The following is a 19,169-nucleotide window of genomic DNA, read 5'->3' as shown; positions in this document are numbered from 1 at the left end:
CTGCGCCAAGCTCCTTATTCATTTCCACATAGGAGATTCCCAAATGAATATTTCCAAAAACACTCAAAATAAAATTTATATCGCTATAATAGCAATTGCTTTAATAGCGATCATTGGACTGACTGTTGGATACTTGAAAGAGCGCAAGGCATCTATTGATGATTCAGGTGAAACTACAATAGCTACCATGAAACCAAAAGAAGACAAAGTGGTAGTTACCATAAATACTGAAGTTATTCAGGATGGCCTTACTAATATGGGAATCCTTATAACACAGGAATACTAGTCTCTTAGAGACACTCGCAGTAATGATCGTCACCTCGTGCATCATCCCGCTTCTTGTCTTTGTGTTCCTCGTCTGGCTTGTTAAAACACTATTTTCATCGAACGTTCTTACACTAGATAGCAGCACATTAGAAAAGCTCTCTGATAAAATATCTGGTAAAATAAGAGAATAACTTTACTATATGATACGCAAATGATGCACAGCCAAAGTGCAAAGAAAGTGTCTTGCGAAGGATTTATTTCGAGCAGATGATACATGGCAATATAAAAATAGCGCTAGGACTTATGCTTTGAATAACATGAAATAAGTCATAGCGCTATTTTATATTGTCTTATGTATCACTGTGAGAAATACCCGAGTGAGCAAGACACTTTCTTTCCCTTTGGCGTCCTTCTCGCGTTACCTATCGCGCAGCCACTTCTTATAGCTCATCGCTCTTTACTGCAACCGGTCTTGAACATGTAATCTCAAGGTTTCCGTTTCTCTGACGGATTTCATCGATCATTCCTTTAGTTGAAGCTTTTTCTCTCATAGCAACTTTGTAGTTAAGCTTATAGAGGCTTCCCATTCCTGATGTCTTAACTTCCTGAAGCTCGGCCTTTGTTGTATATCTCTCAAATATGTCATCAAAAATCCCTTCAAAATCGAGACTCTCCGGAACAGTTATCTTTACTGTCTTTTCTTCATTAGCACCCTCACCAAAGCTGCAGTTTGAAAGAATAAGATTAGCTACTGAAATGATAACTGCAAAAATTGCTGCAAGTCCGATATATCCCATACCTGTTGCAAGGCCTACAGCCATAGCCAGGAAGATAATCGCGATTTCTTTTCCTGAACCAGGTGCTGAACGGAATCTTACAAGTGAGAAGGCTCCCGCTACTGCGACACCTGCGCCAACATTTCCGTTAACCATCATGATAACCACTCCAACAATTGCCGGAAGTAATGAAAGTGTTAAGATAAAGCTCTTTGAATAGCTGTTCTTTATCGTATACATGAAAGCGATGAAAATACCTATCGCCAGGGAACAAAGGGTTGCTATAAGAAATGTTGCTCCTGTTATTGTTCCGTTTGTAAAAATTGATCCAAAAATTAAATCTGTCTGTGTTGTCATTTTATATAATCTCCTTCCAATTATCCTTTTGTTTAGACTGCTTTGCGAAACACGGCCACGTTTGATTCCTCTTTTTTCTGATCAGGTACTATGCCATTCATGATCATTTCATTGGTCTGTCCATACATATATTCGAGATACCCTCTTCCATATTTGGAAAAAGAAATCTTTCTGATATTAAGTTCGTCGAGAATTCTTGCAAGTTCCATTGACATAGCTCCTGCAATCTTAAGCTCCATAAGGTGCTGTCCCGGAAGTAAAATATCTTTTCCAACATTTCCTTGTGAAAGGCTTAAATTCTCTGTCCTCCATCTGATATTTCTATCAAATGTGATCCTAAGATCCGGATCTGAAATGCCTGCCATTGCTATTCTGTCATAAGAGATAGCCATTGCCGGTCTGATTCCTTTGTAGTACTTGAGGAAATAATCAATCTCATTTGAGATCTGTGTTTTGTTTTCAATTTCCTTTCCATTTACGAGGTAATCAATTGCTTTGGCATAAGGCATTGAGATTCTTCTTTTGTAGACGACTCCTGCATATTTTTTCTTGATCTCTATAAAAGCATTTGTGTCATCACTTGCAACGCCGTAAGTACGAAGCCTTAACTTTTCCTTGTACTTTGGTTTTTCAAGTGATCTTTCGATAAGCTTAAAATCCGGAGTGTCAAAATATATATTTAAAATGGAGGTCTCTCCATAGCTGTCTATAGCAGCCATTCCTTCAAGCCTTTTCATAAGCTCATTGTATTGAATATCATCCAGCAAATATTTAACTTCGATTCTCTGAAATACATCTTTGAAACCTGCCATGATTTTTCTCCATTTCTTTCTCTATGTGATGTTTTATCTTATGATGCCATTCTAAAATTGAAACCTAAAAATAACTTAAAACGATTTATAGTTTATAAATTCTTAATAAAAAATCGCAAAAAGCCCGTAGCCAAGGTCTTTTTCGCATGATTATTTATGCTATAATGTCATTAAGTAACACCTAATTACATCAATTGTTTTCTTATCACTAAAGGGGGAGGTGTCTATGTACAAAAAGGGAGATAAGGTAATCATTCTTGATTACAACGGAAAACCTGCAATTCCAAAGGTTGTTGCAGAAATTGAAGATGTTTACGGAGAAGACAGGGTAAGGCTTCATCTGCCTGATAATGCCTGTTGTCTTGAGTTTACGGATCGATTTGAAAAGATCGATGATGACACTTATGATGAGATTCTACATGCTGTTCAAGAGAGGGAGAAAGAAATGCCTGTAGATCTTCAGCTTGATATCCGCAAGTTTGCTTCAAAGCATCCTCGCAGAAGGAAAGACGAAATCATTAAGATGTTTAATCAGGATAAACGCTATGTTTCAATCCTGAATGCCTATATGGGCAGAGTTATGATGTACGGAAAAGAGAATATCAATGAAAGATTTCTTTTTGAGTATAAGGAAGCTCTTTTTGGAATAGTTGAAACCAGAACTTTCTTCCATGAGCTTGATGATTCTATTTCTATTCCTGAGCTGACTTAAGAGAAAGACCTATTCCAATAGTCATGAATAGGAATGTTGTGGATACAGTTGTGGAAAAAGACACAACGCTGTTAAGCAAATATGAAATTATAGGGAGTGAGCAGATGATAGCTGCTGGCTCCTTTTTTATTATTTTTTTCAATGAGTATCCGATAAATCCATAGTATAGAGTTGCTCCTACGATTCCTCTTTCTATCAGAATTGTCAAAAGTTCGCAGTGAGCGTTTGTAAGCCTGTTGCCCTCAAGAACATTCAAAAGAGAATCTGCCCACATCGGGTTGTGATAAGCATATGAAAAGTAGCAATCCTGACCTACTCCAAATATCTTTTGCCAAGATGACAGATTAAGGAACATATCTAAAGAAATCTGCCAGATAAAAAGTCTGCCATTTCCGAAATTGTAAGGTATCCTGCCATCAATAATTACTACTGTACAAACTACAGCAAGAGCCAAAACTAATCCACAAAAGACTCTCCTGTACAGGGTCTTTTTCCACAAAAAATCTATTTCATCCAGAAAAGCCGACAATCTATATAAGAAAAATGATGCCGCAATAATAACAATCCCTATGTGATTACTGCACAGGGAAATTAGCACATTCCCTTCATAATTATAAGCTTTGGAATTAACGAGCATTATAAGATTGACTATCTCTGCAGACAATCCAAATGTAAAAATCTGAACCAGAAACCTGTGAAACGACGCTCTATCTGAAAGAGAAAAAAACAGTAACAGTCCATAAGTACCAAGTATTACAAGAAGTCCGCTGTCAGCTCCCTGTAGTAAAAGTGCCATTAGCCCTGCCACAGTGTATAAACTGCATGCATAAAAACTATTGCTTCCGGGCCTTTGAAGATATGATAATCCTACACCTGCCGGAACAAATATAGATAAGAATCCCACATACCAGTTGATGTTTCCAATGGTTGCAAGAAAAGATGCGTTACTTCCATAAATTTCAATCGGATAAATACCGAACCTTCCAAGTGATCCAATAATAAATATAAGAAACGGTGTTATAAAGACTGCTGCAAAAACATACTCATCTACATAGAGGCCTTTAGTAAGAAAATAGCAATCAAGGATCATTATCGCAGTAGTCAAAAAACCTATTCTCCATCCCTCCATACCAAGAAAAGATGTTTTTATGTCGCAGGAAAAAAGCATTGTTACGAGATTTGTTAAAAAAAGTGATCTTAAAAGAATGTCATGAACACCTTCACTTTTTCTGGTTAATCCAACAAGAAAAGAGGCTATAAGGATAAATACTCCGCCAATTAACATGTACATTCTTCCTTTTGCCTCGCCAAGTTTATAATAACCCTGCTCCATATACAAAGGCAGAATGGAGCACAGCATTATCACATGTATAGTTGAAAATATTTTTAGAATCTTAGTTCTCATGGTCTATGAATCCCGGTTTAATTTCAAAAAAGACTTTTTTTCTTGTTGTCGGATGCTTAAATCCAAATTTATAACAGGCAAGACATACTGTCTTTATGCCATTTTCTTCTGTATACTGCAGTGACTCTTCGTTCCCATATTTGACATCTCCAACAATAGGATAGCCAAGGCCTGCCATTTGAACTCTGATCTGATGAAATCTTCCGGTCATTAGCTTGATTCTCAAAAGAGTTGTCTCCTTACCGGTAGATACTACTTCATAATCAAGGGCAGCTTTTTTCACATCACCGTTTATAAGCCGTATCTTCTCACCATCTCGGCTAGTAATAGTGCTTTCATTAAGAGTATCTTTTTCATCATCAGAAAAGATAGCTGCTAATCCACTATCTTCTCTTCTGCCAAGATAGTTTTCCACATGTCCTTCCCTTGGTTCCACATTTCCATAACAAAGAGCATAGTAATACTTATCTGTAGTGTGCTTTTTTATCTGCTCTGCGAGACTTGATGTTGCTTTTTTATTTTTGCCCATTACAACAACACCCTCTACGGGCTGATCAAGTCTATAGACGCTTCCCACATAAGCAGGACCTCTGCTGCCTTCCTGTCTGTTTTTCCTTGTGAGGTAGTTTCTTACCTGACTTACAAGGTCCATTTTACCGGGACCTGCTCCTTCCGTGGCAATCCCTGCTGGTTTATGACATACTATTATGTCGTTGTCTTCATATATATACTCTATTTTTTTCATTATCTACAATTCAAATTTCAGTCTATAAGATTTTACTATTATAAAAAAGAATGTCGCTTGCGACATTCTCGCGCCTGTTATAAAAAAATAGCGGCAGTGTTACCTGCCGCCACAAAATCAACGGTTATCAAACTTTGAATCTGTAACCAACGCCCCAAATTGTCTCAATATACTGAGGGTTTGAGGTATCGTATTCGATTTTCTCACGGATCTTTTTGATGTGAACAGTTACAGTCGCAATATCTCCGATTGAATCCATGTTCCAGATCTTACGGAAGAGTTCTTCCTTGGTAAACACGTGGTTCGGATTTTCTGCAAGGAAGGTGAGAAGATCGAACTCCTTGGTTGTAAAGCTCTTTTCTTCACCATCAACATATACTCTTCTGGCTGTCTTATCAATTCGAAGTCCTCTGATTTCTACATAATCATTGGATTCATGACCTGATCCGACAAGCCTTGAATATCTTGCCATGTGTGCCTTAACACGAGCCACAAGCTCTGATGGGCTAAATGGCTTGGTAATATAGTCATCCGCTCCAAGACCAAGACCTCTGATCTTATCGATATCATCTTTTTTGGCTGATACCATAAGAATCGGCACATCTTTCTTTTCTCTGATATGTTTGCAAACCTCGAATCCATCCATGCCTGGAAGCATCAGATCCAATATAATAAGATCAAAATCCTCTGCAAGGGCAGTCTGAAGACCTGCATCTCCTGTGTTCTCTATTGCGACCTCAAAATCACTAAGCTCCAAATAGTCTTTCTCGAGGTCGGCAATAGCCTCTTCATCCTCAACAATAAGAATTCTACTCATACACGTATCTCGCCTTTCTTTGGATTTTATGTTTCGTTATCTACTGTAACTGCTTCGGAACCGTTGGCAAATTCTATATACTTTCTAAGTACAAAATGCATACAGGTTCCTTCTCCCTCATGGCTCGTTGCCCAAATATAACCGCCATGATCTTCTACTATCTTTTTAACTATAGACAAACCAATTCCACTTCCTCCCTGTTTGGAATTACGGGAAGCATCTGTTCTGTAGAACCTGTCAAAGATATTCGGTATATCTTTTTGAGCTATTCCTTTACCGTTATCTTCAAGCTCTATTCTTATGGAATCAACTTCATCCAGAATCCTTATATCTATCTGCTCTTTTCCATCAGTTCTCTGCATGTATTTTACACTGTTGCTGACAATGTTATTGATTACACGCTTGATCTGCTCAGGGTCTGCAACAATCTGTGTATCCGGGCCGGTAAGATTGGAATAATTGAGTTTGATCTGTTTACTCTCAAGATCAGCTCCGATTTCCTCAACACAGTCACCAAAATACTCTGCCACATTAAGCTTAACAAAGTTATAAGGGATTCTGTTGTTATCAATACTTGAGTACAAGGTAAGTTCATTAATAAGGTTGTTCATATCATTAGCCTTGCTATTAATGATCCTTATGTACTTCATCTGCTTCTCAGGATTATCAGCAACACCTTCCAAAAGTCCCTGTGAATATCCTTTGATAGCAGTAATAGGTGTCTTCAGATCGTGAGAGATATTACTGATAAGCTCTTTGTTTTGCTTTTCTCTCTCTATCTTTTCATCAGCTGATTCCTTTAATCGAAGTCTCATGTCTTCGTAATTGCGATACATGGCTCCAAGCTCCCCTTTTTCCATAACGTTGGTAGGAAGCATGTAATCAAAGTTTCCATCCTTGATATGCTGCATCGCCACATTGAGTTCGCTGATAGGTTTAAATATACTTCGTGCGATCCAGGTAGTTAAAAGAACACTCGTAACCAGCAGGATAAACACTATCGCAATGGTCATATAAACTACAAGTGATGTAGTAAGACCAGTTCTGATACCGGATATGATATAAAGGCTACCCTCATCACCATCTGAGAAGTAGAAATCAAGCTGCCTTACAAGATGCTTAGAGGTAGTATAGTAAATACCCTTAATATCCGTTCCAAATCCCGGAAGTTCATAAATAACTTCTTTCGCCTTGTTCTTATCTGCTACGTAGTAGACCGTAAAGCCTTTTTTTACAATTATAAATGAATAGCTTGGTGCAACTTCTTCATCCAATTGCTGAAGATAGTTCTCATCCTCCAAAATGAATGGATCAGCCAACATAGTAACCAGAATTTCTTTTACCAGCTGCTCTGTCATCTCGGAGAAGGTTCCTCCGGGATCCGAGATCATTCCATAATCTACCACTTTGGAATACTGATCAATCTGCTGATCATATATCAGATACCTTCCAACAGCAAAATATGTCGCCATTGCAAGTATTATCGGTATGATTACTATCGCCAGTGAGGTAATTAAGAGTTTTGTTCGGAATCGCATAATTCCTCCTATGCTCTTTTAGTATACCATATTTTGTTAATTGTTTGGATAGTTCTCTTTCAACCTTTTATACTCCTCATCAGTAATTTCCATAACTGTTCCATGTTTAAAGCCATACGGAAAACTGAACACTTTGTCAGAACGCACGAATTTTCCTGTAGAAATGTCTTTTGCAACGAATGGAACATAACCCTGTTTTTCTTTTTCACATCCGTAAAAATCAAGCATCAGACACCAGCTTCCATCAGGAAGTTTATAACATGTAGGTGCTTCATACTGACCATCCTCAAGCTTGTTCATCTCTTCATCAAAAAGAGGCATTCTCTCATATTCACCTGTAAGAGATGTTCCTCTCTCCAAAATTATGTGAGCAGGATTGAAATCGCTCTTCGTAAATCTGTAGTAATAACCATTCTCATATACTATGTTTGAGTCGATTATTCCCGTGTCCGGCTTATGGCAAAGCTCTCTTGGCTGAGTATAGGTCTTGAAATCCTTGGTCTTGGCATAATAAATAGCCATTTCGTTAGTAGAATCTGCAGGGTATCTTGATGACCAGTGAACCATATAGTCCTGATTTTCCTCATCATAGATGATATCAGGAGCCCATGCGCATCCGTAATTGTCATCTACAACTTTTATAAGTTCCTGCTCTGACCAGTGAACAAGGTCGTCAGATTCCCATTTTGAGAGGTTTTTACTGCCCTCTCTGTTTACTTTATTCCAATTGCTTTCATATTTTTCTTTGAAATTGTAAGCAAGAGAAAGATCTGTAGCCAGAATAACAAAGGTGTTGTCTTTTTTTCTGGTGATGGTAAAATCTCTTACTCCCTTCTCACCCATAGTGCTCTCCAGAACAGGTTTCCCATTATTTACCTGTTCCCAGTTAAAGCCATCTTTAGAAATACCGAAATAAACCTGTTCCCCATCCGGTGTTGTTTTTTCTTTAAAGTGTGCAAATAAATATGCGCTCATGTAACCCTCCCAAGACTGATCATAATGTATTTCATAATTATACAATATAAAAGACTTCTCCTTCAACGGAGAAGCCTTTATAGTATATATTTCTTTATCAGATATTTAAAAGTTTGCTGTACTCAGCAAGTGCGCCATCTGTCTCGTGTGCGAGAACTTTCTTGGCAAGAACCTTACCAAGCTGAACACCTTCCTGATCAAAGCTGTTGATGTTCCATACAAAGCCCTGGAACATAACCTTATTCTCGAAGTGTGATAAAAGAGCTCCAAGTGACTTAGGGTTAAGTTCTTCACCGATGATGATGCTTGATGGGCGGCCACCCTTGAAGTTCTTGTTAAGATTCTCATCTTTTTTACCACATGCAAATGCAACAATCTGAGCAGCAACGTTAGCGCAGAGTTTCTGCTGGCTTGTGCTGTCCTGGATATTTACATCATTCTGAAGCTGGCTGTTCTTGAAACCAATGAACTGAAGAGGAATGATATCTGTTCCCTGGTGAAGAAGCTGGTAGAATGAATGCTGTCCGTTTGTACCAGGCTCACCAAAGATGATAGGTCCTGTTACATAGTTTATAGGCTCGCCAAAACGGTTAACGCTCTTACCGTTAGACTCCATGTCAAGCTGCTGAAGGTGTGCAGGGAAACGGCTAAGTCCCTGTGAGTATGGAAGTACAGCTGTGCTACCATATCCAAGGATATTTCTCTCATAAACACCAATCATAGCATCGAGCATAGCAGGGTTTTCGAAGATGTTCTTGTTTGCTGCAAGCTTATCCTCTTCTGCAGCTCCATCAAGGAACTGAGCAAATACATCAGGTCCAAATGCTAGAGAAAGAACTGCTCCGCCTACGCCTGATGTTGAAGAATATCTTCCACCGATATAATCATCCATGAAGAATGCTTCAAGATAATTATCACTCTTAGCAAGTGGTGATGTCTCTGAAGTTACGGCGATCATGTGCTTTGATGAATCAAGACCTGCCTTCTTAAGAGCATCAATAACGAATGACTCGTTTGTAAGTGTCTCAAGTGTTGTACCTGACTTGGATACAAGGATAAAGATTGAATGAGCAACATCAATTCCGTTAAGAACAGCTGATGCATCATCAGGATCTACGTTACTGATGAACTTGGCTTCCATCTTGAAGTTGCCCGTTCTGCGTGCCCAGTTCTCAAGAGCAAGGTACATAGCTCTTGGGCCAAGGTCTGAACCGCCGATACCAATCTGTACTACTGTTGTAAATTTCTCGCCCTTAGCGTTTGCAATTTCACCTGAGTGAACTTTATTTGCAAACTCTGCGATTCTCTTCTGTTCATTTAAATAAAAATCGCGCTTATTAACTCCGTCAGCCATAACATTCTCGCCAAGCTGACCTCTTGTTAACTGGTGAAGGACCATTCTCTTTTCACCGGTATTTATTACTTCTCCGTTATAGAGTGCTTCAAATTTCTCTGAGAGCTCAGCTTCTTTTGCAAGAGCTTCAAGAGCCTTTAATACGTCATCATCAACTTCTTTTGCAGCATAGTTGTATGAAAGACCGGCAGCCATTTTTACAGAATAGTTCTTTACTCTGTTTGCACCGTTTTCACCAGACATAGCTGATACAAGATCTACATGTTTTACAGTTTTTAAATCATCAAAAGATTTAAGTGTGTCAAGATTTTTCCAATTGGCCATTATAAAATCCTCCTATAGTGATGCTCGGAAAACGTATTCCGCCATCAGCTAAAAGTGTATCAAAGAAATTTTTGCATATCAAGCACATAACTATAAAAAATAGGTTAAATCAGAATGAAAAAAGGCTTCTCCGATCACCTCAGAGAAGCCTTTCGCATTCTATTTAATCATTTGAAATATCTATCAAGAAGTCCCTGGAAGCCTTTTCCATGTCTAGCTTCATCGCGGCCGATCTCATGAACTGCATCATGGATCGCATCAAGATTAAGCTCTTTTGCCTTCTTAGCAAGATCTGCACGGCCCTGAGTAGCGCCATATTCTGCTTCTGCACGAAGTTCAAGATTCTTCTTTGTAGAATCAGTTAATACTTCACCAAGCATTTCAGCGAACTTAGCAGCGTGTTCAGCCTCTTCCCAGGCAGCCTTCTCATAGAAAGCACCGATTTCAGGGTAACCTTCTCTGATGGCAACTCTTGACATTGCAAGATACATACCAACTTCTGAGCACTCACCATTAAACATCTCACGAAGACCATTCTTGATTTCTTCCGGAGCTTCACTAGCTACACCAACAACATGCTCGCATGCCCAAACCTTCTCACCTTCCTGTTTCTGGAACTTAGAAGCCGGAGCGTTACATACCGGACACTTTTCTGGTGGCTGATCACCTTCATGAATGTATCCACAAACCTGACATACCCATTTCATAAAATTAAATCTCCTTTCCTGCGAAACAAAAAACTAGCTACCCACAATTAAATTGCCTACATCGAGCATATCATAATAGTCAGAAAATTAAATGGTTTTCACAAATATTTTATAATTACTTATGAAATTTAATTTCAAAATGGTTTACAATTAAGAATATATGATTGATATGGTTTGGAGGCCAATTTTTATGAATGTTGTAAGCGAAAGAATTAAAAGTTGCTATAACTCTCTCCCTGCTTCAGAAAAACTGGTTGCTGATTATGTTTTACAAAACAAGGATGATCTGTTTCTTTTTCCCATAAAAGAACTTGCTCAAAAATCAGGCACAACACAGGCATCATGGACCCGATTTGCCCAGGCTATAGGATATGATGGACTAAAAGATCTGAAAAATGCATATTATGCAGAGGCTAATACATCGTTAAAACAGGCTGATAAAGGACCAAAGATTGCTTTTAAGGATGTAAATGAATACACGTCACTTCAGTCAATTGCAGATAATATCTGCGCAACAAGTGTTCAGGCTGTTCAGACAACCTATAGACTTTTTGATGTGGGAACCTTTAATGACGTTGTTACAAAAATTGTTGGAGCTAAACAGGTACAGCTCTTTGGAATAGGAACAGCCAGCGTAGCTGCTTATGATTTATATTGTAAGCTTTTGAGAATCCATTATAATGTTGTCTTTAATCAGGATTTTCATATGAGTTTAATGACAGTATCTCAGGCAGCACCGGGCGATGTATGTTTATTCTTTAGTGACAATGCCAAAAATAAAGAAGTCATGCAGTGCTTCAATATTGCAAAGGAGTCTGGCGCGACAACAATTGCAATCACCAAGCTTGGAAATAACACTCTTACTACCAGCTGTGACCATGTTCTATTTGCTACTTCTCCGGAAATAGATAAAAAGAGCGGTATTACAAGTTCACGTTTTGCTCATCTTTTTTTAGTTGATACACTTTATACTGCCATTGCCAATAGAGATTATGATAATATAAGAGAGTATCTCAGAGATTCCTACGAGGTATTCAATGAGATGCCCAAAGACTAATTTTATTTGAAAGGAGATACAGATATGGATTTAATCCCTAGCTTTTCTGTAGACCACACCAAAATCATACCGGGAATATTTACCAGCAGAGTAGATACTCTTGGTGACTATAAGGTTACAACTTATGATATCAGAGTAACAAGACCAAATGTTGAACCGGCAGTTGATGTAGCTGCAATGCATTCTTTAGAGCACATCATTGCAACTTTCCTCAGAAACGATCCTGATTGGAAAGATCAGATTATTTATTGGGGCCCAATGGGATGTCTTACAGGTTTTTATCTCATTATGAAAGGCAATCGTGAACCAAAAGAAATTCATGATCTTCTTTTAAGAGCATTTCAGTCAGTAGAAAATACAGAGGAAGTACCGGGTGCATCGGCTGTTAATTGTGGTAATTACCTCATGCACAATCTTGAGATAGCTAAATGGCATGCACGTAAATTTGCTGCTTACCTTGCTGAAAATGCTAATAACTCCATGATTTTCGAATATCCTAAGTCAGAGAGACTTGTAACAGATGATGGTCGTCAGTTCTTTGATTCATAATTAAAGGAGAAGCTACAATGAAAATTGGAATAATTGGAGCTATGGAAGTCGAAGTCGAGACTCTTAAAGGCTCAATGAACGTTAAAAACGTAGTCAAAAAAGCTTCCATGGAGTTTTATGAAGGAACAATTGAGAATACTGAAGTTGTAGTAGTAAGAAGCGGAATCGGTAAAGTAAATGCCGGAATATGTGCCCAGATTCTTGCAGATATCTTTGGTGTTAATAAGATTATCAACACAGGAATCGCGGGATCCCTTAACAACGATATAAATATCGGTGACGTGGTTCTTTCAACGGATGCTATTTATCATGACATGGATGTAAGAGTATTTGGATATAAAATGGGTGTCGTTCCTCAGCTTGGAGTGGAATCTTTTGTAGCTGACGCTGATATGAGAGAAAAAGCAAAAGCAGCTATAGGGAAAGTTGCTCCTGACATCGGAGTTTTTGAAGGAAGAGTTGCCAGTGGCGACCAATTCATCAGCGGAAAAGAGACAAAGGACAGAATCATAGCTGATGTCGGAGGCATGTGCGCTGAGATGGAAGGCGCAGCAATTGCTCAGGCGTGCTACCTTAACAACATTCCGTACCTTATAATCAGAGCCATTTCTGACAAGGCAGATGGAACTGCTGATGTGGATTATCCTACATTCGAAGCAAAAGCAGCAAAAGACTGCGCAGCACTTACAATGGAACTTATAAAGAATCTTTGATAAAAATAAAGGCTTCTCCGAAATAGAGGAGCCTTTTTTATTTCATATCATCTTTCCAATATGTATTTATTTCTTTGGTTTCAAAGCCCGTTATCCTGATTCCGTCATAGGTATGCTCAGCAGTAAAAAGAGCTTCTTCTCCAATTTTAGTTTCTTCAGAAAAACCCTGATCAGCCCTGAAATTTCCAAGAGAATAAAAAACTATTGTCTTGTTTCCATCAGGTCTTATGATCTCTTTTGTCTCCTGAACCACATGTGGGTGCGTACCTATAACTACATCCGCATTTCCCTCTGCAAAGAGCTCTGCAAAATGTTCCTGAAAACTGCTTATTTCTGTCTGATACTCTTCTCCCCAATGGACGAATACAACTACAATATCCGCTTCTTTCCGGCTTTCCGTCAGGTCTTTGACCAGCTCTTTTTCGCCATCTTCATCCTGTGGAAGGTAATGGACCAGATTTGGATATTTCTCAGTAGATTTTTTCACATTAGTATCATAAGTATAGGCAAAGAGCGCGAATTTTATGCCATTTCTTGATATCAATTCATAGGGCCTGTAAGTTTTGTCAGTACTTTTCTGAATTCCAACAGTTTTTAATCCACAATCCTCGTAGAAATCCTTTGTAAAATCAACAGCACCTATGCCTTTATCCAGAGTATGATTGTTGGCGCACACTGCTATATCAAATCCTGCATCAGCCAGAGCTTGTCCCACTTCTTTGGGTGAACCAAATGTGGGATAGCCGCTTACCATGGATTTTTTATCCACAAGTACTGTCTCAGCTTGAAATGCCGCTATATCAGCATTCTCAATTTCTTTTTTGAAAGGTTCATATAAAAAGTCAAAGCTTCCATTTTCATTGGAATAGGCGTGTTTATAAATCTCTTCGTGGATGATATTATCGCCAAATGCTATGAACCTTACCGAGTTATCCACATTCTTAAGTCCAAATCCATCCCATCTCCACAGGGAATTGGTTTTATCTACATCTTCTACGAGGATTATTTTTCCGCTTTCATCCTCAAGCTTCATCCGCCTGATAAGGTGCCCTGTTTCAGAGGCAAACCACTTTGGCCTTACCTTGTTTTCATCCTCGATCTCATAAATGAAGATATGCTGCGAATATGCCTTTTCATCTTTATCAATCCAAAAAGGCTTGTACTTTCCGTACTTTCCTCTTTTCCACACAAGGGCAATTATATCCTTATGCCCATTTCCATCAATATCAGTCAAAAGAAAATCCTGAACCTTAACAGTTTTCTCTGTGGAAAAGATTTTATTTCCCTGCTCATCATATAAGGTGAGCATTTTATCTTTAAGCACTAAACGCCCATTATTCATGGCCTTTTCATTCCATGTAACCCATCGTGGAATATAACTATCTTTAACCAGGAAAAAGAGTATACAAAGAACTACTGCCACTCCGAGGAGTAGCAGCAGTCCTATAGATATTCTTAATTTGGTTTTACTATTGTTTGTAACCTGCATCAATTATTTTTTATCCTGTAGCTCTGAGTCCATGAAGGCTGCTCCGGTGCATGCTCAACTTCAACCCAGTTCCATTCCTCGTCCAAATAGCCACCGGACAGAGCATTTTTCCATTCTTCGTCTGTCATTCTGTCTGTAATCGAAGTTGTAAACTGATAAAAACTATATGCACTTCCTCTTCCAACGTGTAGCTCTCCATCTATTGGGAAGACCACATAAATTGTTGCAGCATAACCTGAACCAACTTCAAGGACGCTGCCGTTTGGATCAGTTGCAATATCAGCAATTACAGGGCATGGGGCCTGTGTGCTGTCAATCGCATCCTCGCCTAAGGAGTCTTTAGTAACTTCTTCCCAGAAGTGCTCAATATATCCACCATAACATCTGATAAACTCATACTCATCTTCTGTAATCGTGTCGTTTGTCAGCTCTTTTTCAGAAATCGTAATAAGTGTTCCTGCTATCTCTGACAGTTTATCAAGGTCATCACTTGCTCCATCTGACAGCATATTGCAGCTACTAAGCATTTCTTTTGTCTTCTCAGAAAGAGCCTTGAATCTGCTGTATACTACCGGCTGTGTATCAACATATCCTCTGTCATCAAGTGGCTCAAAATCAGGTCCACCCATCTCAGCCATAGGCTGTTTGGTATAAAGGATTGTGTCATGTTTAAGCTCAGCATAGGAGCCCGCAAAGGTCTCAAGATTCTTTTTATCCCATTCTTCGCTCTGCATATATGAAGGATAGCCATCTCTCTTTTCTTCAAAAAGAGGTCTTAAGGTATACAGCCATCCTGAATAGAGACTTGCGTTCCACAAATCCTGCTCATCGTTATTAAATACTGCCTTAAGAGCCTGAATATTCTCGTTGTAATTCTCATATTTTGTATCGCCCTGCTCATCAAGGATCTCGTAAGCTTTTTCTGAACCGAGAACTGCTGCTGTATCAAGGGTATCAGGTAAGTTCCTTCTTTCGCCCTCCGGGTTTTCTTTTACTGAGCTGTATATAAGTCTCTGCATTATTGCAGCATCAATAGTAAATCTCTGTCCCATGAATCTGTAGGATGGAATTATTGGGTCTTCTCCATCGTAGACAGGAATTGAATTGACTGCAGGTGGATTGACTTTCTTTAGAGCAGGCAAAATGCTGTCTTTAAATGTCTTTTCATCTGTTACTGCCCGAAGTGACGGCGCCTCTGCGCAGCTCTCTTCCAGAGCATCATAGATTTCTTTAAAGCCTGCATCATCAGACTTTCCTGCAAAAAAGCTTGTGACTTCGTAGATGTTACTCCACTCTTTATTATCTGCTGAAAGCGCAATTGTCTGAAGGATCACGCTCTTTGCCATCTCCTCGTTATCAAGCTCAAATGCAATTCGTCCGTACCACATCATAGCGCGGAAATAGTGCTCTAGCTGGTCATCTCCGTCGTAGTAGCCTCTTGGTTTATACTGGGTATAATCCTCATTCAAATCTGTCAGAGCGCATACCTCAATTCCTTCTGCAGCCATAACCTTGTCATATTCGCCCTTAACGATTGCGTCTAACTCAGGATCACTTACAGGCGCTGTAACGCTCTCATCCTGTAATAAACTTCCTACATAGAAAAACGCAAGGTTTCTGAATGCCGCATTTTCCCAATCTGTTCCCTTCAGCTCCTCATACTGTTTTGCAGATTCTGCCAGCATATTTGAGCTGACTTTTTTTAATTCATCAGACAGATACTGCTGCTCGCACTTTTTCATAAGGTGGGCAAAATACAGATGATATGTATGCATCAGTGAATCCACTGTTATAAAATTAGGGAACATAACATATCTGTTATCCTCATAAATGTCAAAAAACTCTCTGCTACTGTCAGCTGTAACAGCAAAATTATTTTTGATAAGTGCATTTCTGAGAATTGAAGGATGATTATATTCGCTTTCATATTCATCACTAAAAAGATAAGCAAAATCAGATGCATATACTACATTAGAAAAATCTTCATTTACGCTGTAAGGTGCAATTGAAGGAATAAGATTTGGATCATAGTAGATCTTTTCACTTGAGTCTGAGCTCTTTTCTTCATTAACAGTTGCAGGCTCACTGCTTTCTCCAACGGCCGCATTCTGCTCGTTTCCTTCAGAAACTTCTGTTGTTTCCTGCGCTGACTGCGCGTCAGGACTTTCAACCGGGGTTGAAGCACAGGCAGATAGAACCATTGTCAGTGCCATAACTAAAGCCACATATCCTTTCTTCATAACTTTTCTCCATCATATAAATTTACGCTAATTCAATAATACACCAATTCTCTGATAAATGAAAAAGCCCCTCCATCTTTATGGAGAAGCTCTCTATTACTGGATCTGTTCGTCAATAAGTTTGACGATTGTATTTGTTGCGCTGTGAAGATTACTCTTGTTCATGTTCTCAATGAATTTCTCGCGGTTTTTGTAGAGATCTTCGATTGTTTCCACAAGGATGTCCTCATCAAGATCATCGTTATCAATTACAAGTGAGAATCCCTGCTGCTCGAAAGACCTTGCATTAAGCATCTGGTCTCCTCTGCTTGACTTGGTTGAAAGCGGGATCAAAATGTTCGGCTTTTTAAGTGCAAGTAGTTCGCAGATTGAGTTAGCTCCTGCTCTTGAAACTACTATATCAGCCATAGCAAAGATGTCTTTTAACTCATTTTTAACGTATTCAAACTGCTTGTAGCCCGGGACAGTAAGTTTCAAATTGTCCATTTTTTCTTTTCCGCAAATGTGGACAACGTTGAAATATGGAAGGAGTCTTGGAAGGGCATATCTTACAGTCTCATTAACTGACTGTGCGCCAAGGCTTCCGCCGATTACCATAAGTACAGGCTTATCATCCTCGAATCCGCAAAGCTCTTTTCCAACTTCTTTATCGCCAAGTCCAAGCTCTTCTCTGATTGGAGTTCCTGTAAGAACAGCCTTATCAGCAGGTAAAAGACGCATTGTCTCCGGGAAGTTACAGCATATTTTTTTGGCTCCTGACATGCTAAGTTTATTGGCTAGTCCGGGTGTCATATCTGATTCGTGAACAAGATATGGAATCTTTAATGCTCCCGCAGCTCTTACAACAGGAACACTTACAAATCCGCCTTTAGAAAATACAACGTCCGGCTTAATTCTTTTAAGAAGTTTAACCGCCTCTGTAAATCCCTTTAAAACTCTGAAAGGATCAGTAAAATTCTTTGGATCAAAATATCTGCGAAGCTTACCTGTGGCTATTCCAAAGTAAGGAATGTTGTAGTCCTCAATAAGCTTTTTCTCAATTCCATTATATGAACCAATATAGTAGATTTCATATCCAGCTTTCTTAAGCGCTGGTATCAATGCGATATTAGGTGTTACATGTCCGGCACTTCCACCACCTGTAAGCACTATCTTTTTATTCGGTTTATCGCTCACTTTTTATTCCTTCTTCCAGTTTTCAAATTATTCTGCACAACATTATACCATAATTTACCTGATTTCGTAGGTAAGCATATCCTGTTCTTCATATGGCACAATAAGCTCATTAACAATTCTATCCGAGAAATCTTTTACTCCATCCAGAACTTCCTCATAGTTTTCAAGAGTCATCTCGTACTCGCCATTTATCATCTGATCAAGCATAAGCTTGTTTATTTCAGGAGAGAAGTGGATTGAATCCATGTAATTATACAGATTTGTTATTACATCCGGTTCGTTCTGGAAGCAGAAGATTCTGACATTATCATATTGCAAAAGAGCTTTCGTCATCTCTTTTTCACAATAGATATAGGCATCTCTTTCTCCTGTTCTATAAACACCGTCCCACCAGAGCATTGAATAGGCTGGGTAAAAGAACATGAACTGTGTCTCAGGGTGATCAGCTACCTCTTTTGTCAAAAGAGCTATGTTAGCAACGAGCTTGTCATTATATATAGTCTCATCCTGCATTTCTACTACATCGATAGGTCTGTAATAAAGCCCGAGAGCCATCTGAATATCAAAAGTTTTCCATTTCGCCCAGTTATATGAAAGTCCCTCATCGTAATTCCCGAGGTAAGAATTGGCTACCATATATGGAATCTTTTCAAAGAGTACATCTTTATTAAAAAGATATTGTACATCGTTAAACGGGTTGTGGTCGTAAAGATACATTGGGCAGCCTGTAGACTCATAGGTAGTTTCCGCATCTGCTGAAAGTGATGAAGGGTCAATGTTGTAAAATACATACTTTATATCATGACTTTTATAGGCTTCATCCATAAGATAACAAAGGTCTGCAGTGGCACCATATGAGCGGATCGCCTTGATCGATTTTACGCCATAGGCCTCATCATACCAGGCATTGTCGTTGTTCTCCATAACAGAGGAACCAACTAAAAGAGTATCGTAATCAAAGTGCCTTAGTGTGCCTATGCATTGGTATTCTTTGTCGTTAAGAACTTCCTTAAGTCCGAGCCACGGCTTATGGTAGTGGTAAAAAGGATCAAACACATAAACTATTGCACCAACTGCAAATATGAGGACAAGTATCGTTATTATCAGTTTTTTTATAAACTTTTTTGATGACATTTTATTATTATCCATTAAACTC

The 19,169-nt window shown here is 38.9% G+C and carries 18 protein-coding genes; 5 read left to right on the top strand and 13 right to left on the bottom strand.

What is annotated here, in order from left to right; genetic code table 11:
- Nucleotides 1-43 precede the first annotated feature (43 nt).
- The gene (locus BM146_RS08255) at nt 44-286 is read left to right on the top strand and encodes a hypothetical protein (RefSeq protein ID WP_074887117.1); all 243 of its coding nucleotides are present in this window, start codon (nt 44-46) and stop codon (nt 284-286) included.
- 421 nt (nt 287-707) lie between these two features.
- Here the strand turns inward: BM146_RS08255 and BM146_RS08250 are convergent, their stop codons facing one another.
- Together BM146_RS08250 and BM146_RS08245 are read right to left on the bottom strand one after the other, a co-directional pair.
- Nucleotides 708-1,400 carry a DUF4956 domain-containing protein gene (locus BM146_RS08250; RefSeq protein WP_074887114.1) on the bottom strand — a complete coding sequence of 231 codons (693 nt, stop codon included), beginning with the start codon at nt 1,398-1,400 and terminating at the stop codon, nt 708-710.
- A 32-nt stretch (nt 1,401-1,432) separates the two neighbouring features.
- A complete protein-coding gene (locus tag BM146_RS08245) occupies nt 1,433-2,212 on the bottom strand; it encodes a polyphosphate polymerase domain-containing protein (protein ID WP_074887110.1) in 780 nt (259 codons plus the stop codon).
- A 226-nt stretch (nt 2,213-2,438) separates the two neighbouring features.
- Here BM146_RS08245 and BM146_RS08240 point away from each other — a divergent pair, with 226 nt between their 5' ends.
- Nucleotides 2,439-2,924, top strand: a complete 486-nt coding sequence (locus tag BM146_RS08240) for a hypothetical protein (RefSeq protein ID WP_074887108.1) — start codon at nt 2,439-2,441, stop codon at nt 2,922-2,924.
- Here the strand turns inward: BM146_RS08240 and BM146_RS08235 are convergent.
- From BM146_RS08235 to BM146_RS08205, 7 genes are all read right to left on the bottom strand, one after another.
- Nucleotides 2,905-4,329 carry a hypothetical protein gene (locus BM146_RS08235; protein WP_074887106.1) on the bottom strand — a complete coding sequence of 475 codons (1,425 nt, stop codon included), beginning with the start codon at nt 4,327-4,329 and terminating at the stop codon, nt 2,905-2,907. The genes BM146_RS08240 and BM146_RS08235 overlap by 20 nt on opposite strands.
- A complete protein-coding gene (locus BM146_RS08230) occupies nt 4,319-5,074 on the bottom strand; it encodes an RluA family pseudouridine synthase (RefSeq protein WP_074887102.1) in 756 nt (251 codons plus the stop codon). The genes BM146_RS08235 and BM146_RS08230 overlap by 11 nt, the downstream gene beginning before the upstream one ends.
- Nucleotides 5,075-5,201: 127 nt before the next feature.
- The gene (locus BM146_RS08225; protein ID WP_022772142.1) at nt 5,202-5,891 is read right to left on the bottom strand and encodes a response regulator transcription factor; all 690 of its coding nucleotides are present in this window, start codon (nt 5,889-5,891) and stop codon (nt 5,202-5,204) included.
- Nucleotides 5,892-5,917: 26 nt separating this feature from the next.
- Nucleotides 5,918-7,429, bottom strand: coding sequence for a sensor histidine kinase (locus BM146_RS08220; protein WP_074887100.1), 1,512 nt, complete (start codon nt 7,427-7,429; stop codon nt 5,918-5,920).
- A 36-nt stretch (nt 7,430-7,465) separates the two neighbouring features.
- The gene (locus tag BM146_RS08215; protein WP_074887097.1) at nt 7,466-8,404 is read right to left on the bottom strand and encodes a glycoside hydrolase family 43 protein; all 939 of its coding nucleotides are present in this window, start codon (nt 8,402-8,404) and stop codon (nt 7,466-7,468) included.
- 97 nt (nt 8,405-8,501) lie between these two features.
- A complete protein-coding gene (locus tag BM146_RS08210) occupies nt 8,502-10,082 on the bottom strand; it encodes a glucose-6-phosphate isomerase (RefSeq protein WP_074887094.1) in 1,581 nt (526 codons plus the stop codon).
- 167 nt (nt 10,083-10,249) lie between these two features.
- The gene (locus BM146_RS08205; RefSeq protein ID WP_022772152.1) at nt 10,250-10,789 is read right to left on the bottom strand and encodes an NADH peroxidase; all 540 of its coding nucleotides are present in this window, start codon (nt 10,787-10,789) and stop codon (nt 10,250-10,252) included.
- Between the two features lie 190 nt (nt 10,790-10,979).
- On the opposite strand from BM146_RS08205, the gene BM146_RS08200 reads away from it, so the two are divergent.
- The 3 genes from BM146_RS08200 to BM146_RS08190 are packed head-to-tail and all read left to right on the top strand — an operon-like array spanning nt 10,980 to nt 13,108.
- Nucleotides 10,980-11,846: a MurR/RpiR family transcriptional regulator gene (locus BM146_RS08200; protein WP_074887090.1), complete on the top strand. Its 867-nt coding sequence runs from the start codon at nt 10,980-10,982 to the stop codon at nt 11,844-11,846.
- Between the two features lie 24 nt (nt 11,847-11,870).
- Nucleotides 11,871-12,395: an S-ribosylhomocysteine lyase gene (locus BM146_RS08195; RefSeq protein WP_074887087.1), complete on the top strand. Its 525-nt coding sequence runs from the start codon at nt 11,871-11,873 to the stop codon at nt 12,393-12,395.
- Between the two features lie 17 nt (nt 12,396-12,412).
- Nucleotides 12,413-13,108: a 5'-methylthioadenosine/adenosylhomocysteine nucleosidase gene (locus BM146_RS08190; RefSeq protein WP_074887085.1), complete on the top strand. Its 696-nt coding sequence runs from the start codon at nt 12,413-12,415 to the stop codon at nt 13,106-13,108.
- 37 nt (nt 13,109-13,145) lie between these two features.
- On the opposite strand, the gene BM146_RS08185 is transcribed toward BM146_RS08190, so the two are convergent.
- From BM146_RS08185 to BM146_RS08170, 4 genes are all read right to left on the bottom strand, one after another.
- Entirely contained in the window at nt 13,146-14,531 is a 1,386-nt protein-coding gene (locus tag BM146_RS08185) for a CapA family protein (protein WP_207649910.1), read from the bottom strand.
- A 65-nt stretch (nt 14,532-14,596) separates the two neighbouring features.
- Entirely contained in the window at nt 14,597-16,837 is a 2,241-nt protein-coding gene (locus BM146_RS08180; protein ID WP_074887080.1) for a DUF3160 domain-containing protein, read from the bottom strand.
- 96 nt (nt 16,838-16,933) lie between these two features.
- Nucleotides 16,934-18,013, bottom strand: coding sequence for an undecaprenyldiphospho-muramoylpentapeptide beta-N-acetylglucosaminyltransferase (locus BM146_RS08175; protein WP_074887076.1), 1,080 nt, complete (start codon nt 18,011-18,013; stop codon nt 16,934-16,936).
- 54 nt (nt 18,014-18,067) lie between these two features.
- The gene (locus BM146_RS08170; RefSeq protein ID WP_074887073.1) at nt 18,068-19,162 is read right to left on the bottom strand and encodes a hypothetical protein; all 1,095 of its coding nucleotides are present in this window, start codon (nt 19,160-19,162) and stop codon (nt 18,068-18,070) included.
- Between the last annotated feature and the right edge of the window lie 7 nt (nt 19,163-19,169).

This window comes from Butyrivibrio proteoclasticus (genome assembly GCF_900115735.1).
Taxonomy (GTDB): domain Bacteria; phylum Bacillota; class Clostridia; order Lachnospirales; family Lachnospiraceae; genus Butyrivibrio; species Butyrivibrio proteoclasticus_B.
This window is presented reverse-complemented; position numbering and strand designations above follow the sequence as displayed.

Excerpts from the sequence above, each read along its gene's own strand:
- BM146_RS08255 (WP_074887117.1), top strand. The coding sequence starts at position 44 with ATGAATATTTCCAAAAACACTCAAAATAAAATTTATATCGCTATAATA.
- BM146_RS08250 (WP_074887114.1), bottom strand. The coding sequence starts at position 1,400 with ATGACAACACAGACAGATTTAATTTTTGGATCAATTTTTACAAACGGA.
- BM146_RS08245 (WP_074887110.1), bottom strand. The coding sequence starts at position 2,212 with ATGGCAGGTTTCAAAGATGTATTTCAGAGAATCGAAGTTAAATATTTG.
- BM146_RS08240 (WP_074887108.1), top strand. The coding sequence starts at position 2,439 with ATGTACAAAAAGGGAGATAAGGTAATCATTCTTGATTACAACGGAAAA.
- BM146_RS08235 (WP_074887106.1), bottom strand. The coding sequence starts at position 4,329 with ATGAGAACTAAGATTCTAAAAATATTTTCAACTATACATGTGATAATG.
- BM146_RS08230 (WP_074887102.1), bottom strand. The coding sequence starts at position 5,074 with ATGAAAAAAATAGAGTATATATATGAAGACAACGACATAATAGTATGT.
- BM146_RS08225 (WP_022772142.1), bottom strand. The coding sequence starts at position 5,891 with ATGAGTAGAATTCTTATTGTTGAGGATGAAGAGGCTATTGCCGACCTC.
- BM146_RS08220 (WP_074887100.1), bottom strand. The coding sequence starts at position 7,429 with ATGCGATTCCGAACAAAACTCTTAATTACCTCACTGGCGATAGTAATC.
- BM146_RS08215 (WP_074887097.1), bottom strand. The coding sequence starts at position 8,404 with ATGAGCGCATATTTATTTGCACACTTTAAAGAAAAAACAACACCGGAT.
- BM146_RS08210 (WP_074887094.1), bottom strand. The coding sequence starts at position 10,082 with ATGGCCAATTGGAAAAATCTTGACACACTTAAATCTTTTGATGATTTA.
- BM146_RS08205 (WP_022772152.1), bottom strand. The coding sequence starts at position 10,789 with ATGAAATGGGTATGTCAGGTTTGTGGATACATTCATGAAGGTGATCAG.
- BM146_RS08200 (WP_074887090.1), top strand. The coding sequence starts at position 10,980 with ATGAATGTTGTAAGCGAAAGAATTAAAAGTTGCTATAACTCTCTCCCT.
- BM146_RS08195 (WP_074887087.1), top strand. The coding sequence starts at position 11,871 with ATGGATTTAATCCCTAGCTTTTCTGTAGACCACACCAAAATCATACCG.
- BM146_RS08190 (WP_074887085.1), top strand. The coding sequence starts at position 12,413 with ATGAAAATTGGAATAATTGGAGCTATGGAAGTCGAAGTCGAGACTCTT.
- BM146_RS08180 (WP_074887080.1), bottom strand. The coding sequence starts at position 16,837 with ATGAAGAAAGGATATGTGGCTTTAGTTATGGCACTGACAATGGTTCTA.
- BM146_RS08170 (WP_074887073.1), bottom strand. The coding sequence starts at position 19,162 with ATGGATAATAATAAAATGTCATCAAAAAAGTTTATAAAAAAACTGATA.